The organism is Pseudomonas sp. SIMBA_068 (assembly GCF_046534705.1).
Lineage (GTDB): Bacteria > Pseudomonadota > Gammaproteobacteria > Pseudomonadales > Pseudomonadaceae > Aquipseudomonas > Aquipseudomonas putida.
Genome location: NZ_JAWRYI010000857.1, coordinates 1 through 260, shown reverse-complemented (window position 1 = coordinate 260; position 260 = coordinate 1). Strand labels below are relative to the sequence as shown.

General features: G+C 39.6%; 1 protein-coding gene. It reads left to right on the top strand.

Annotated features, from left to right (window positions below):
• A partial coding sequence (locus SB756_RS31775; protein ID WP_410913462.1) for an AarF/UbiB family protein occupies positions 1-260 on the top strand: 260 nt, incomplete at both ends.

The following is a 260-nucleotide window of genomic DNA, read 5'->3' as shown; positions in this document are numbered from 1 at the left end:
ATCAAAACGTTTGCGCCCTGTTGAAGTAGTAAAAGAGTATAAAAAAACACTGCTTGATGAATTAGACCTAATGCGTGAAGGTGCCAATGGCATTCAATTAAAACGTAATTTTGATGATTCAGATGCGCTCTATATCCCTACTGTTTACAGTGATTACAGCCGAAACAACGTGCTAGTGATGGAGCGTATTTACGGTATACCCGTGTCAGACACCGAGTCGTTAATAGCGCAAAATACAAATATGAAACTGCTTGCAGAAC